This window comes from Mobiluncus sp. (genome assembly GCF_034180645.1).
In the GTDB taxonomy this organism is placed as follows: domain Bacteria; phylum Actinomycetota; class Actinomycetes; order Actinomycetales; family Actinomycetaceae; genus Mobiluncus.
Window position 1 is genome coordinate 22698 of the sequence record NZ_JAXFNY010000018.1, and the last position, 15596, is coordinate 38293.

11 protein-coding genes and 1 tRNA gene are annotated in these 15596 nt (G+C 53.9%); 4 read left to right on the forward strand and 8 right to left on the reverse strand.

The window, feature by feature from the left end; genetic code table 11:
- Positions 1-195: 195 nt before the first annotated feature.
- Both SPI05_RS07665 and SPI05_RS07670 read right to left on the reverse strand, forming a co-directional pair.
- Positions 196-2706 carry an LPXTG cell wall anchor domain-containing protein gene (locus SPI05_RS07665; RefSeq protein ID WP_321077540.1) on the reverse strand — a complete coding sequence of 837 codons (2511 nt, stop codon included), beginning with the start codon at positions 2704-2706 and terminating at the stop codon, positions 196-198.
- A gap of 588 nt (positions 2707-3294) precedes the next feature.
- Complete coding sequence (locus SPI05_RS07670; protein ID WP_321077541.1) at positions 3295-4386, reverse strand: DUF4428 domain-containing protein; 1092 nt, start codon at positions 4384-4386, stop codon at positions 3295-3297.
- A 284-nt stretch (positions 4387-4670) separates the two neighbouring features.
- Between SPI05_RS07670 and SPI05_RS07675 the strand changes: the two genes are divergently transcribed.
- A complete protein-coding gene (locus tag SPI05_RS07675) occupies positions 4671-5891 on the forward strand; it encodes an SPFH domain-containing protein (protein WP_321077542.1) in 1221 nt (406 codons plus the stop codon).
- A 175-nt stretch (positions 5892-6066) separates the two neighbouring features.
- Here the strand turns inward: SPI05_RS07675 and SPI05_RS07680 are convergent, their stop codons facing one another.
- On the reverse strand, positions 6067-6615 hold the full coding sequence (locus tag SPI05_RS07680) for a low molecular weight protein-tyrosine-phosphatase (RefSeq protein WP_321077543.1): 549 nt from the start codon (positions 6613-6615) through the stop codon (positions 6067-6069).
- Between the two features lie 177 nt (positions 6616-6792).
- On the opposite strand from SPI05_RS07680, the gene SPI05_RS07685 reads away from it, so the two are divergent.
- Positions 6793-6866 (forward strand) — tRNA-Pro (locus tag SPI05_RS07685).
- A gap of 54 nt (positions 6867-6920) precedes the next feature.
- Here SPI05_RS07685 and SPI05_RS07690 read toward each other — a convergent pair.
- The 4 genes from SPI05_RS07690 to SPI05_RS07700 all read right to left on the reverse strand — a co-directional run bounded on the left by SPI05_RS07690 (position 6921) and on the right by SPI05_RS07700 (position 10028).
- Entirely contained in the window at positions 6921-8024 is a 1104-nt protein-coding gene (locus SPI05_RS07690; protein WP_321077544.1) for a tyrosine-type recombinase/integrase, read from the reverse strand.
- Between the two features lie 113 nt (positions 8025-8137).
- The gene (locus SPI05_RS09025) at positions 8138-8326 is read right to left on the reverse strand and encodes a helix-turn-helix transcriptional regulator (protein ID WP_297589902.1); all 189 of its coding nucleotides are present in this window, start codon (positions 8324-8326) and stop codon (positions 8138-8140) included.
- Positions 8316-9110: an FtsK/SpoIIIE domain-containing protein gene (locus SPI05_RS07695; RefSeq protein WP_321077545.1), complete on the reverse strand. Its 795-nt coding sequence runs from the start codon at positions 9108-9110 to the stop codon at positions 8316-8318. The genes SPI05_RS09025 and SPI05_RS07695 overlap by 11 nt, the downstream gene beginning before the upstream one ends.
- Positions 9111-9641: 531 nt before the next feature.
- Complete coding sequence (locus SPI05_RS07700; RefSeq protein WP_321077546.1) at positions 9642-10028, reverse strand: hypothetical protein; 387 nt, start codon at positions 10026-10028, stop codon at positions 9642-9644.
- Between the two features lie 290 nt (positions 10029-10318).
- Here SPI05_RS07700 and SPI05_RS07705 point away from each other — a divergent pair, with 290 nt between their 5' ends.
- Entirely contained in the window at positions 10319-12094 is a 1776-nt protein-coding gene (locus SPI05_RS07705; RefSeq protein ID WP_321077547.1) for a cell wall-binding repeat-containing protein, read from the forward strand.
- A 108-nt stretch (positions 12095-12202) separates the two neighbouring features.
- The gene (locus SPI05_RS07710; protein ID WP_321077548.1) at positions 12203-12832 is read left to right on the forward strand and encodes a hypothetical protein; all 630 of its coding nucleotides are present in this window, start codon (positions 12203-12205) and stop codon (positions 12830-12832) included.
- 82 nt (positions 12833-12914) lie between these two features.
- Here the strand turns inward: SPI05_RS07710 and SPI05_RS07715 are convergent, their stop codons facing one another.
- On the reverse strand, positions 12915-14267 hold the full coding sequence (locus SPI05_RS07715) for an RNA helicase domain-containing protein (protein ID WP_321077549.1): 1353 nt from the start codon (positions 14265-14267) through the stop codon (positions 12915-12917).
- Between the last annotated feature and the right edge of the window lie 1329 nt (positions 14268-15596).

Genomic DNA, 15596 nt, shown 5'->3' on the forward strand with positions numbered 1-15596 from the left:
AAACGTCGGACAAACCTGGGAGACCTCCCCGAGCCGCACCCGCAACCGCACCCTAAAAATCAAAGTCCCCGGCCCGCCGCACTCGCGGCGAACCGGGGACATATTCAGTTAATACTCCTGGTCAAACCAGGGGGTCGGGGGTTTCCTCCGCAGCAAACACCTGAGAGGGAAAACCCGAATCAGCCCTGAGAATACTCAGTGTTTCTTTTCCTCGCGACGGCTTTGACGAACGAACATCAAACCACCGGCAATCATCACCAGCGCCACCCCAAGGAACACCGGGATTGCAATCGCACCGGTACGTGCCAGAGCCTGCGGCAGACGCGGCTGACTCGTCACCGTCAGCGGAGCAATCGTGCGCGGCGCTTCATTCACACCCGCCACCGGGGACTTACCGGGCTGGGCAACACCCGCCTTGGGCTTTTCCGTGACTCCGGCAACCACAGGGTTGTCAGGGTCAGGCAGTCGGTCACCTGGCTCGATGAAACCGATGCTTCCGCCAAATCCGCCCGGTCGCGGTGCCGGCTTGATGGTCGCGCTACCCTTGCCCTCCACGGTCGCCGGCTCTTTCTTGCCGTCGTCCTGCGGGTCATAGGTTACGGTCACGGTGTAATCCACCTTTTCGGTCGGCTCGGTGGGAGTGCCGGAGATGACGCAGGCGTGTTCTGACGCCACGTAATCAATCTTTAGCCCTGCCGCCAAGCCCGTGGCGTGGCAAACCAAATCGGTTGCCTGACCGGGGTTAGCCACCGGAACCTTGACCGGGACGATTTCTTCACCCACAGTGCCAACTACCTTCGGGAAAGAACCGACTTCGGGAGCGACGGTACAACCCGTAGCGGGGTTGACTTTGGCTCCGGTAGGAGTTCCCGTACATTTGTCCACATCGTCAGGGGTGCCATCGCCGTCCGCATCTCCATACTTGACAATTTGTTGACCGGAGGTTGAGGCGCTGTCTTTCGGTTCAGACGCCTTGTTATCCGGGGAGTCATACTTCAGGCTGACATTGACTTCCACCGGGTCGGTTCCCGCGGTCGGTTCGGTCGGAGTGCCGGAAATCACGCACGCCTTGGCAGTTTCGTCCCAAGCAATCGTCAGACCAGCCACCAGACCGGTAGCCTCACACGAGACAATGGTGTTATTGCCGTCGTTGGCCACCGGAACAGTAATCGGAGAAATTTCCTGGTTGACCGTCCCCTCAATCAGCGGAACCTTGGTGACCACCGGAGCCTTGGCACAACCCTTTTCGTCCACCGCAGTGTCCGTAGGGGTATTCGCGCAGGCATCGTCCTTGTTCAACACACCATCGTTGTCGTCGTCGTCCAGGCCCGGGTCGTGAATAAACACGGTCCCGTCGACCTCAAGTTCTTCTTCAGAAGTGCTTAGGGTCGCGTCAGCGCGCTTGTCCGCGTTGTACTTGACATGGACGGTGGCATTGATGGGGGTGTCCAGCGCCACATCAGTGGTTCCGGAGATAACGCAGGCGCTTTTATCCTGATCCCATTCCACCTTTAAGCCTTTCGGCAGTCCAGCAACCGTGCTTTCCTTAGGTTCAGCGAACACGCCCACACCTTGACCGGACGCCGGAGTCACCGGTTCTGCCGCCGGGGCAGGTTCGGGTGCGCTCTGGGTCGTCTCTGTGCTTGATTCCTCACTAGATTCGGCAGGCTCGCTGGGCGCAGTATTGCCCGCAGGTTCTTTGCCGGCACTAGCGGGTTCGCTGGTCTTTGTGGTTTCAGTCGGAAGGGTGTCCCCACCGGTGTAGGTATCCGCTTCACAGCTGGTGATGGTCAGATTGCCGGCATTATTCACGGGAATAATCACTGGCGTGATGGGTTGACCTTTAATACTGGTTACCGCGAATCCCTTGCCCTGCGGATCGTTGATGGTAGGCGCAATAGCGCACCCATCAGCGTCTACTGCCGCACCTTTCGGGGTGTTAGGGCACTTGTCATCGTGGTTGTTGACACCGTCTTCATCGTCATCACCGGGTTTGGTGATGTTAATCTTGCCCTCGGCAGTGACGGTGGTATCTTTACCGGCCTTATCAAGCCACGTGGCGCTGACGGTATAGGTGCTGTCGACATCTTTCAGTTCCTCAGGCACGCCCGAGATGACACAACCACCCTTGTCTGCGTTATAGAAAATTTGCAGCCCCTTGGCTAAGCCCGTACCGGCACAAGCGACTTCGAAACCATCAGGGTTATTGAGAGGAACGACCTTTTCCGCAATGAGCTCATTAATGACGCCCGTAACTTCCGGCGCTTCTGCGGTGAAGCTCGGCGCGACCTTTTCGGGCTCTACGAATTCAAAAGAGTCCATCGCCATCAACGTGTCGCCCAAGTACAGCGACGCGGTGTAGGCGGTGCCGTCAACCGCACCAGCAGGAACTTCCATGGCACAACTGCCGGAACCGGGTTCCACCGGGTCACAAGACTTAACTACTGTACCGGCGGGATCAGTCCACACGACTTTGGAGCCGCCAGGGTGGACGGACTTACCGGTGGCGAAAGCGGTCACGGTTTCTCCGACCTTATTCGCCACATACTTGTCCAGGTTGATACCCACGTTGTAGTACGGTGTGACCGCGAAGTGGGTGTTGTACCAGTGAGTGAGGTTGAAGGCCGGCGAAGCTGTTGGAATCGCGGCGGCAAACTCGTTCGGGGCGTTCCACGCGTTGTCGGTGAACGCAGAGTACGCCGGCATGACGGAGCCCTTCGTATCGGTCACGTAGCCATAGACAAAGTTGCGCTGTGCATCACTAGAATACGTCTTTTGAGAAAATTTAAATCATTGGTGTGAAACATTGAAATAGCGCGAAAAAGTCGGCATTTAGACAAAGTGAAATTGTCCTAACATACTCTCTATGGAGAAAACATTTCAGGTGACAAATAATATCTAATCTGAGTTAATCCAGCTAATAGATATAGAAAAGGCGAAATTATTTATGAATAAATGCTGAATGTCTCACAGGATTCATACTAACGCCGATTGTCTATGAGTAAAGGCTGAGTAAAAAGCTGAGTACTCGCCCTATTTAGGCGTGTCCGGCTACATGAGGAGAGCCGCTCTGGCAACCTCACCACCCACACTTATGCCAAAACAAAACCCCAGCAAAGCCGGGAGTTGCGGCAACCACATTCACCGCTATGCAAAGGGGAGGGTCTGGCCCGGGGTTTGCCGGGGAAAAACCAGCGGGGGCCTCCTCGCGGAGGCCCCCGTTTGCACGAACCTCACTCCATAGGTTCGCTGCGCATCTGGAATTTCGATGGGCTAGCGCCCAGTTTGGGGTTTTCAATATACTTTGGTGCCACAACTGCCGCAGAATTGCCCGTCTACCGGGGCATTACAGGCGGGGCAGTTTGTCGGGTGTGCGCCCTGAGCTGGCACCCCACCCATCTGGGCACCCATGCCCTGCGGGGGAACTGCCCCCATCTGGGGCTGGGGCATCGGCATAGCGCCAGGCATACCGGGCTGCATACCCGGCTGCGCCATACCCTGCTGGGGCATACCGGGTTGTGGCATACCCATGCCTCCGGCCATCATGCCGCCCGCCATAGGAGCCATACCCGGCTGACCCATCATGCCCGGCTGCATACCGGGCTGCATCGGCATTGTGCCCGCTATACCCGGCTGACCCATCGGAGCCCCCATGCCGCCAGCACCGGCGCGGAGCTGGGCGAGGGCCTGAATGGTCTGTTGAGCTTCCTGCAACTTTTGCATATCGTTACCCACCCCAAAGAACGAACCGCGCAACCGCACTTCGGGCCAGAACCGGTTCGTGGTGCCCACCACCATGGTGATATCCGTGACTTCGGAAGGCATTCCCGCATCGTTGATTTGATTGCCGATGGAACGGAAATACTGAGCCATTCCCGAACCGTTGACGAACATATTGGCTGATTGGGAGTTTAGTTCGCCGCCCATAGCGCCCATCATTCCCATGCTGTTTCGGTGTGAGCCCGAGGAATCACGATCAAATTGGTCTGGCACACCATCCCCATCCTCATCATCAGCTATGGAATCGTAGTGAATTTCCGCATAAAAATTGCCCAATTCATTGAAAGCAAATATTTGGGCATTGCCCTGCTTGTAATCGCGCCCAATCTTAAACCGGAACCAGCCGTGGGTATCATCAAGTTCCATACAGCCCCCGGTTCCGATTGAGCGGGTAACTTGGAACTGGGCGGAACGTTCCTTGTTTGCTTCACGCAACGCCAGGTGTTCGTTCACATCCGCGACAGTGCGTTGTTTCCACCCTGAAGACAGGTCGGACAGTTTCTTCTTGCAATCCCCGCACAGGAAGCCGTCTTGCAGCTTTTGCTTAGTAAGCATTCCGGCCTTTTGAGAGCATAGTGCGCATTCTTTCGCATCAAATAAACCCATGATTTCCTCCTTGGTTTGATCCCCTCTGCGGGGATTTGTACCCCTATATTTACAGCGCCGCCACCCAAAACGAACACCCAAATGGGTGAAAACCCGCGCGCGCCGCCCTTGTGACCGCTCACGCCCTCGTGAGTAATGCCCGTTCGACACGAAACCAGCTGGGTTTTCACCCTTTTGGGTGTTAAATCGTCTAGATTTTTAGTGAAAGCTAGAGACGAATCAGCCGGGTAGTCAGCGAGGCGACCCGAGTGGACTGTTGAAAACACCAACATTAGGAGGAAAACATGGGCTTGATTCAGGCGGCAGCAGGCGCTATCGGCGGAACTTTAGCGGATCAGTGGGTGGACGCCATCGCCGCTCAAGACATGGGGGAAGGCATCGTCTTTACCAAGGGCGCCCAGATGCGCCAAGGCGGGCGCGGGTCTAACAAGCGCGGCTCCGAGGACATCATTACGGACGGCTCTAAGCTGCTGGTTTACGACCGCCAGGCGTTGCTGGTTACTGATTCGGGCAAGATTGTGGACTTCTCCACCGAGCCGGGCGCGTACACATTTAATTCCGGTTCGGCGCCGTCGCTGTTTACCGGGAGCTTGGGCGATGCGCTGAAAGAGACGTGGAATCGTTTCAAGTTCGGCGGCACTCCCTCCGGGGCACAACAGGCCTTTTACGTCAATCTGCAAGAGATTAAGGGCATCAAGTTCGGCACCCCTAATGCGGTGCAATACTTTGACAACTTCTATAACGCCGAGCTGTTCCTGCGCGCGCACGGCACCTATTCCATTCGTATCGTCGACCCGCTGAAGTTCTATGCCGAGGCGATTCCGCGTGATGCCACGCGCGTACACATAGACGACATCAAGGAACAGTACCAAAACGAGTTCCTGGAGGCGCTGCAGGTTTCCATCAACCAGATGAGCGTGGACGGAATCCGCATTTCCCAGGTCACCTCTAAGATGAGCGAGCTGTCGAAGTATATGCGCGACGCTTTGGACGCCGAGTGGCTGCAACAACGCGGTATCGAGGTTCAGGCCGTTGGTATTGCTTCGATTTCTTACGACGAACAGTCGCGCAAGATGATTGATATGCGCAATCAGGGCGCGATGCTCCAAGATCCCACGATTCGCGAGGGATTTGTGCAAGGCTCCGTGGCGCGCGGTATCGAGAACGCCGGGTCGAATCCGGCCGGAGCGGGTATGGCCATGATGGGTGTTGGCTTGGGAATGCAGGCCGGCGGCGGTTTCATGGGGGCGGCTTCGGCTTCGAACCAGGCACAGATGCAGCAGCAGGCTCAGCAGGCAGGGGCGGCGGGCGCTGCCGGTGCGGCCGGCGCGGCGTGGGCTTGCGATTGCGGGGCGCAAAACACCGGTAAGTTCTGTTCTAACTGCGGTAAACCGCAGCCGGCGGCCCCGGCTGGGGGCACCGGCGGCTTTTGCTCGAACTGCGGGGCAAAACTCCCCGACCCGAAACCAAAGTTTTGTGCAAATTGCGGAAACGCATTGAGCTAACGGCATACGCCGTTAGCTCAATGCGTTTCCGTCACAGTGTGAGACCGGCATAAAAGCAATGTCCAGTGGACATTGCGCCGGTCGAACTCCAAACAGAAAGACGCATTGGGTTGAGGGTGAAACCCTCAACCCAAGAGAGCGTTTCCGTAACAGCGTGAGACCGGCAAGCCTAACCTTACCGGGCTTCTGCGCCTCCGGCCTTGTGCCAGCACAACAGACCCTGAACACCGGACTCCACGACCGCCAAAGTGCGATAGAATCCGTCCTGGTTTCCATACCAGGGGTCGGGCACGTCCGCGTGACCTCCGGAAGAATACAGGTCGGAATACCCTGGTGACGATTGCAGATAATCGCTGATGGAGCCGAAAGGCACGGTGCCGTCGAACTCCCGCCACAGGTGCAGTTTGTCGGCACTGACCCCAGCTGTTGCCATCATGCGCTGGAGAATGCGGGCGTGACCTGTGGTCATAGCCAGCACCAGATCGGCCTCGCGTAGTTCCGCGGTGGTGGCGCGGTGGGCGAAGTGGCTGGCGGGCAGGTTATATCCGGCTTCGCGAAGGACCTGTGCCGCACGCCGATCCAGACCGTGGCCGTGCTCTTCATCCGAGGTTCCTGCTGAGGATACGCGCAGGTCAAGCCCCTCTCTCTGGGCGGTTTCGCGCAGGACGATTTCAGCCATCGGGGAGCGGCAGATATTGCCGGTACAAACGACGAGGATATTCACGAGTCGATTGTATCGAAAGCCGCGAACCCCTGGCTCTAGGGGCGACTGCGCCACCTGCGCGATGCTTGCCAGTGCATGGCAGTTTTGGGTGGGACTCATGGCGCGACGCGGATTTCGGACCGGCTGCGATTTCTGATATTTCGGTTCATCTGTATAATTGAGGGGTTGTAAAACGCACGGGGTGTGGCGCAGCTTGGTAGCGTGCTTCGTTCGGGACGAAGAGGCCGCGGGTTCAAATCCCGCCACCCCGACTGTTTGTTTTCGCAGGTGGTAGCCTGTTTGATTTTGTGTTACATGGTTGTGTTTCATATTTCGCGTACCCCGTGCGTACCCCCGTTTACTGCGTTGATGCTGGTGACGGGGCTGGGGCTGGTGGTGTTTTTTATGGCTTGGTTGAGGGTGGCTAGGGAAGTTTGGTCGGCTTTGGTGCCGAGCCAGTGGGTGTAGCGTGATGTGGTGGTGAGGTCTGCGTGTCCGGCCCAGGCGCGTACGGTGGCGAGGTCTATTCCAGCCGCGAGCCAGATACAGATGGCGGTGTGACGTAGGTCGTGGATGGTGCGGCCTTGGGCGGTGTTGTACCAGTCGAGGGAGTCAACGAAGCGGTGGCGGTGCATGGGTGGGAGGAGTGTGTCTGCGGGTTTCTTGTCTTGTTGGAGGGTCTTTATCCAGGGGATGAGTTCGTTGGCGAGGGGCACAAGGCGGGTTTTGTTTGATTTGGTGGTTTTGAGGTCTACCCCCTCGGGTTGAGCGCGTTGGACGGTTACGGCGGGGTAGGGGACATAGGAGACATCTCCGACTCTTAGAGCACGGGCTTCTGACCAGCGCAGCCCGGTCAGGGCGAGGAATTTGGCTATTTTGGCGTTGGTGGGGTTGAGTTGGTGCCAGATTTCGTAGCGTTCGTTTACTTCTTCGATGCTCCAGGGGCGCATTTCGTGGGGCGGGTCTGTGCGGCGGGGGAGTTGCGCGGTGGATACGGGGTTGGTTTTCACGAGTCCTTGTCGCATTGCCCAGGCGAATACGGCTCTTAGCGAGTCCCGGTAGCGTTTCACGGAGGTCCATTTCAGGCCGGTTTTGGTAAGGGCGATAAAGGATTGCTCGATTTCCAGGGGCGAGATTTCGCTGATGGAACGACCTTTAAGCCACGGCGTAATCTTGTTGGCGTTGATGACGTCGGTGTTATAGGTGGTTTGCGCTACTTGATAGCGGCGTTGTTCAAGATATTCGGGGAGGTAGTATCCCAGGGTTTGTTTACCAGCTTTGAGGTCTACACCGCCGTCGAGGATGGCTTTTTGGCGTTCGACCCAGGCGGCGGCTTCACGGCGGGTATTGAAGGTTTTGGTTTTCAGGGTGAGGCGGCCTTGCTTGACTTTTCCACGCCAACGCCCGGAAGGGGTTTTCACTACTGCCATGTTTGCTCTCCTTGGTTATGTTTGCTGGTTGAAAAGAATGATGATGAACCTGTTCCTGTTTAGCAACCCCCGACCCTTCCCAGAGCCGGGGGTTGCTTGCAGGGGTTATTGAGTTATGCCCGGATTCCGGCGTATTGTTCTAAATCACACCGGCGGTACCGGCGGATTTTCGGGGTCAAGAACACGGGCTTGATAGGCGGGTTACTGGTTTTCGCCCACCGGCACAGGGTAGAGGGATGAACCCGCAGGAATTGCGCGGCCTCTCTCTCAGTGAGCAAGGCTGGAAGGCTATCAGACACCATTAGTGTTCCTCGCTATTCTTCTCAGCCCTGTATAGGACAGGAAATCGCCTTTGAACATGGTTAGTCCCTGGTTCGGGGTCTCGATGAGTCCTTGACCGGGCTCGAACCCGCAAACCATGCCGGCTAGTGCCGGGTCTAAACCAGGATGGAGCATATTCACCCCGTCTATGTCCTGAGCGAACGTGAGTTTCACTGCTAGTTGGGAACGCAGAATCCCGGTCAGGATAGACGCGTCCCCACGTTGGGAACACACCACGAGACGGAAACCGACTTTCGCTCCTTCCAACGCTAAACGCAGGATAGCGCTTTGACATTTCCCGCTCACCCGGTCTACAGGTTTTGCCCCGCTAGCCTGGTCGTAGCCTTTCAAGGCTTCCAACATTCCTGGATATTCCTCGAACACTACTAACACCAGTGGGCGAGAGAACGAGAAATCATCAAATTTGTCTAGCCCTAGAGCCAGTAAATCATCAATCCTCGCGTCCATCATTTCTACCAGGTCGGTTAATACCGTCAAACAGCGAGAAGCCTCACGAAGGGTCTGAACCCTCCACGAGTTCCCGCCGAGTTGTTGACCCAACGCGTTGAACACTATCCCGGAAGGGTCAACCCCCGCCACTATGACATCATCCCGACCAGCGAGCTGACCCAGAATCGTGTACAGCGCTACTGATTTCCCGGAACGAGTCCGTCCGGTAATCAACCAGTGATAAGCATCCGCTAAATCAGCCCTTACGTCCTTACCGTCAGGGTCACGACCTAGCAATAAAGGAATCTCACTCATGGAGGCTCACCCCCCTAGTCCCAGCTAACGGGTCATCAAGGAATACCTTGACCATAGCCATTCCCGGCACACTGTCAGGAACAACTTCCACCCTAGACAAACACACCCGACCAGCCAGACGCGATTGTAACGCGGCAGGTAAGTTATCCAACACGGTTTTAATCTGGCTAGGAGTAAGCACTACCAACGCAGAAAAACCTTCCGGTAACACACGCTGTTCCCACCGTGGCACAGGCTCGTAAGGCGATAAATCCAGACAAGAACGCAAACAAGACTCGAACACTTGCGCAATCAAAGCGACTCGATACACATTCTTATCCGCTTCTATCAACAAATCCGCCCGAGCAAGACCCTCACGAGCAGCCGGAAAAGAGAAAAGCCATCCAGCTACCAGCCCTAGCCCCGTGATAGACACGAGTAGACCCAGCCAGCCGAACACGCTAAACGCGCCAGCAACGACACACAACCCTAACAGGGCGGTAATCTGCCAGCTATGCCTAGCCTCACAAACTATCCAGCTAACGAACTCGCTCATTTCAGGCTCCCGCTCTCATCATCGTCAAACAACGACAAATCAGTATCAGCAAGGAACTCGCTAACAAACAAAGTCGCGGACAACCCGAACTCACGAGCCGCTGATACCCTCAAACGGCCCTCACGGTAAAACCTTTTCTCACCCATACCAAGGTTCAACACTTCCTCATCAGGACACACAACCCTGACAGAACCAAGGTCTTGACCATTGAACTCCACCGCAGCGTTAGTCCAATACAACTCCCGCCCTGCAGAATCCTTTTCTAACCTCCCGGTAGGCTCTCCATCAACATACTCCTTACGTCCCCTAGCACTACCAGACTCCAGGAATAACACAGACCCGTTACCGTTAATTTCTATCTTGGTGAGAGACATAATGCTCACCCCTTCCTCTTCCGTAACCACGGAAGAATAGTTCTCCCGAACCTCAACAGTCCAAGAGAAAAACTGTTACCAAGCGATTGCTTGGTAATGAAAAAGAGCGGGAAACAGGAACGACAAAACCCCGCACCCAAAAAACACCGCTACTAGTCTCTGTCTGATAAGTGACCAAGAGGTAACACTAAGAACCAGACCCAACAAACCGCCCCACCAGTCGCAAGTCCATGACAAAATAGAACCAATTTTCCCTATCAACACGGGAAAACCAGCACCAAGGAAAGGAGCACAAACACATGAAACGAAAAACAATAGCAACTCTAACCGGCCTAGCCCTCACCACCACCGGTGTCAGCATGGCCTACGCGACCCCAGCCACTGACCGTATCGGCGGTATCGACCGTTATGATACGGCGGTACAGATAGCGGCTCGTACTTTCACGGGTCATCAAGACACGGTTTACATCGCCCGTGGTGACTTGCCTGTAGATGCTTTGGTAGCTGGTCAGCTTACCGATGGGCCAGTCTTGTTGTCCCCACTCGGTCAGGTAAACCCCCGTACCTTGCAAGCCTTGCAGGGGTATTCCCCTAAAGAAATCATTTTCCTGGGCAAAGCCTTCCCCGCTTCTACTATCAACGCTTACCAGACTTCCGGCGCTAAGTCCTGGGTTATGGGCGGGAAAGACCGTCAGGAAACTTCGGCTTTGATAGCCGGACGGGCTTTTAATGGTAAGTCCTTGTATCACTTGTATGTGGCTGCCCCTGATGGGGTAGACGCGGTTGCTTCCGGCGCTTTGACTGACGCGCCTATCGTTTTGGCTTACCCTGACGGGCGTGTTCCTAGCGTGGCGGGTCTTCCCGCTAACATGGCACGGGTTTGTATCGGTGCAGCCTGTAATTATGTGTCTGCTAAGGAACGTGTGCAGGGTAAAGACCGTTTCGAGACGGCTGAACTGTTAGCGAAGCGGGCTTTCCCTAACGGTTTCACAAGGGCGTATGTGGGGCGTTCGGATAACTTTATTGACGCTGTGGTCGGCGGCACTTTGACTGACGCACCGATTCTTTTAGTACACCCCTCCGGTCATGGCAATAACCGTATCAACGCTTTGAACCTCGCCCACGTGACTTTCCTGGGTGGGCCTGGAGCGTTACCCGATAACGTCCTTACCCTAAAACCTCAACCCAAGCCTACCAGCGGTCTCGGCTTACCTTGGGCAGGCAAAATCAACCCGCTTTTCGCCGGTACTGGAGCATTTGGGCCGTTTGTGTTTTCCGAGTATGTTGAGGCTTATTCCTGGGCGCAAATCGCTGGTTTATACGGCTGGTCTGCTAATTTACCGGTGGAGGACGCTGTCGATAAATTACAGTCGCAGGGTTTTGTGGCGTCTCGTAGCATTGCTAATGAGGATTGGACGGCACAGTCAGTAATTTTTGATAAGAACTGGCGTTATACAGTTAATACACCATCTCCAGATGACTTGGGTGCTATGACTATTCAGCAGCGTGCCTTGTACATTCAGGCGCATATTGATGAGTTTGAGGTAGCTTTGGAGAATGCTATCCAGAAACGTTTACCTGAGTATCGTTTGAATCTTGACCGTAATCCTGAGCTTATTGCCCAGTATCGGGAGTGGGCTTCGGGTATGCCTCGCGACCAGCAAGGCGATAATGACATTAGCAATTACCGTAGCCCTAGTGGTGGAGCTGTTATAGGTATCCAACACCTCTCTTATTTACCTCAGAATATTGTAACAAAGGTTATGCCTTCGTATAAGGGTTCAAGCGTTCATGAGGGTATTTTGATCGATTTCAGTTTAGATAGAACTAATGGTTCCTTTTATCTAAAAGATATTGCTGAGGATATGGCTCAAGGTTATTTAGTGTCTTCCAGACACTGGAATTGGGTGAAGATAGCTGGTCGCTCGGGTAAGTCTTTTGCTTGTGGTGCTTCTGCTGTTACTACACATGGGCCGTGGTTCCGTCCTGATACTAACGGGGTTATGATTGGAGATGGCAGATTAACAGTTTCTTGTGGTTCTTTTGAAAACTCTAGAGTGACCGTTTACCACTAAAATTTCATACCGTATTACTCCCCTATCTCCCTATTCAGGTTGATAGGGGAGTTTTATTTTCTTTTTCACTTGTTTGTCCATCACAGTCAAACGAGTAAGGAGATAACTATGAGTTATTTGAGAAGTGCAGCGTCCGTTGCACTAGGTTTCTCATTGCTATCTATGGCAGGGGTATCTGCTGCGGTAGCTGATGAGAATGATGCGGTTCACGTGAACCATTTGGGCGGTGATTCTTTTACCATTGCTCAACGGTTTCACCCTGGCTATACCAAGGTTTATTTGGTAGATAGGTCGGACGTTTCCGCTAGTGTTAATGTTGGGTTGTATCAAGATGCCCCCAAGATTATCGTAGATTCTAAAGACCCTCAGTGGTCTCAGACGAGTCCTTTATCGGAAGTGGTTGCTGCTTCTAAGAATGCTACCAAGTTTCCAGAGGTTAAGATTACGGGTTCCGTTCCTCAAGATACGGTTTCTGTAAATGACGCGGTGTTTGGGGGTAAGCAACCTACTGGGGACGTATATCTTACAGCTACTCCGATAGATACTCTACTCACTCAGGCTAATATCAAGGGTAGCCCGATTATTCAGATGAATTCTGAGGGTACTATCCCAGCCAATTCCTACACCAGTTCAGCTATCAACCTGTATTGCGTGGGTGCTGCTTGTAATGCTCGGTCGGTTGTAATAGTAAGTTGCGAAGGTATTGTGTCTATTTATGGTCGTACCTACGCTCGGTAAATAACAAGTATGGCTTCCGAATGCCCCTTCCCTATCCTGAGAGATAGGGAAGGGGCATTTTATTCAGTTATTCTCTAACGCACTACTCGTCAGAATTAGAATTGTGGTTATTGTCTTTATCGTGTAATTTATCCACAACCTGTGATTTCTCAATCTCCGCCGGAGAGGTAGTTTCTGTAGAAGTTTCGATAACAGCGTTATCGTTCTTAGACTTGCTCCTTAGACGCGGTTGTTCGAGTAGCTTACCTTTTTCGGTCATCTTATAGATGTGTGTAAACCTGCGCTCGAATGCTTCCCACCTCGGATCGTTCGAGCGGAACAAGTAGGAATACTGTTCCCGCAGACGCTTGTTGCTAATAATCCACACTTCTGTGAAGTTAGCAAACTTGTTCGCGTACCTCGCGGGTAGCTCCATGGGATAAATATCCGTGATGTTGAGAATCAAGTCCAGCGGTACTTTCGCACTATCGAACTCGTCCCATACTAGAACCTTTTGCCCATTATAGTTATCAAAAGGATGGGTTTGGTCAGTAACGCGGAACATTTCTTCTGGCTTGTACTTTTCGTACATCAGTCGGGTCTTACCCACACCAGGCTTGCCCCACAGGTAATTCACTACCCGGTCAACAACCATCTTAGCGCTATCCTCGGCATGTATAGCTTCGAACTCCGCTAACGCAGTCTTGTACCGAGCAGCCTGAGGACACTCCTTAATAACCTGCCGGACAGTCAACCCAGAGTCTATGAGTTCCTTGAGCGACACCAAATCGCTGCGTTTACCCTGGCTTTCCTTGAAGTTAATTTCACCCCAAGAAAACGGTTTAGTCCCAGGAGCGCGTGTCTCGGTCTTTGTGACGTAGTTCACGCAAGCCCTTACACTATCCCTCCTTGGCTCGATATGAGCTGTTGGAAGCAGAGTCTTTAATGTGTTGAAGGCAATTGGCGAGCGATGCTGCAAGAACATCTGCCAATGCGGGTACCCCCTTTCTTCCCCAATTTCGAGTTGCCCAATCAAGGCATCATATTTGCCAAGTGCTTCTAGGATTTGCGGGAATGAATACTGCTCCGCACTTAGCGTCAACATCCACTCTCGCGTTTTCTCCTTGGGCTCAGGCGAAGGACTGTCGTTCCCACCAGAAACTGGTGGCGCATCATCCTTCTTACCTTGCTCAAACTCCGCAAGGTCGGACTGGGCTTGCTTTATTACAGCCTCCACAGCATCCGCATCCCAGCAGCAACTGTCCTTAACCACAGCACCCGTCCCAGCAGCCGACACGACAACCGATGTTCCGGGTGCTGGTGTGTCAGCGGTCTCTGTGGCACTGGCACGGAAGTCCCCTGTAACACTAAAGGGGACTTCCCCGCCGGTCGGCCCCGCTCCGCGGGCCTCCCGACGGGAACCATCGATAGTCTTTTTATTTGGATAATCATTCATGATTAACCTCCTGAATCATCGTTAATTTGGCGCTGCTTTCTTTCAGCGCGGGCACTCATCTAAGTGCTCCCTGTGTAATGTCTCCATATCCGGCCTTACAAACCCGTGACGATTCGCCCTCTTATCCATTCCACCCCTCTTAGATATCCAAACGATTCCCCTGGATATCCGTGTCATTTTCCTGGATACCCGTAAATAACCCTTGGATATCCGTCAACGCCCCTGTATATCCATTCCGCTATCCTTGGATATCCACCAAAACTACCTGGATATCCTTTCCAGCCCTTGGATATCCGATTCGACCCCCTGGATATCCGTCATACTTCCCTGGATATCCATTCCATTTCCCTGGATATCGGTAGATATTCCCTCCAACCCCAAAAACCACACCCACTCGCAAGTTAAAACCCACGCAAAACAGTCACCCACACCACAAGAAAACACACCAACACAATCACCACTACCAACCTAACCCACAACAAAACGCGTACCCCCCGCGTACCCCCACAACGCAATACACACAAATCCCTGCAATAAACACCCAAATAAAACAAGCCAAACACACTATACAACACCAAAAAGAACCGTTCGGGACGAAGAGGCCGCGGGTTCAAATCCCGCCACCCCGACTCCGGTCAAGGTAAGCACCTTGGCCGGTTTTGTTTTGCCCGCGAAGCGGGCTAGTTGCGCGACACAGCCGCGTCGCAAGCTTGCTTGCGTAAGCGGGCTGGGCCGCACAACGTAGCCGCGGACGCAGTCCGCGGCAAAACAAAACCGGAAGGTATTTGCCGCTTCGGCTAAGGGGCATGCAATCGCGCAGCGATTGCGAATACCCCGACGAGAATACAGAAAACCCCAGCTAAGGGGCATGCAATCGCGCAGCGATTGCGAATACCCCGACCAGGGCAAACGCCCACAATATAGCCAAAAAACCGGCCTAAACCCCCAACACGGGTACGTCCAAGAATGACCAACAATGGTGTAGATTATCCATGAAATGGCTAGACCAATGGCTATACCAAAAACCCAAATTGGACTCCCGAAAGACAAAAATCCCTGTCTTCCGATGTAGGAGTTCTGCCAGTAGAGGTGTCCGCTGGGCAACCCAGAATGCCTACTAACCACGAGACTAGCGGAACGGACGGGGGAGGACGGTTCTATCTGATAGGAGCGTGCTTCTATCTGATGGGGGTTTTGCCCGTCGGGACTATCTCATTTAGTGTGTAAGTGGCGGTTTTATTTCTAGTATTCCTTCGCGTCTGGCATGCGGTCGGCGAGGGTGATGGAGAACGCGTTTAGGGCGTGTTTCCATTTCATGGTTCATTTTAC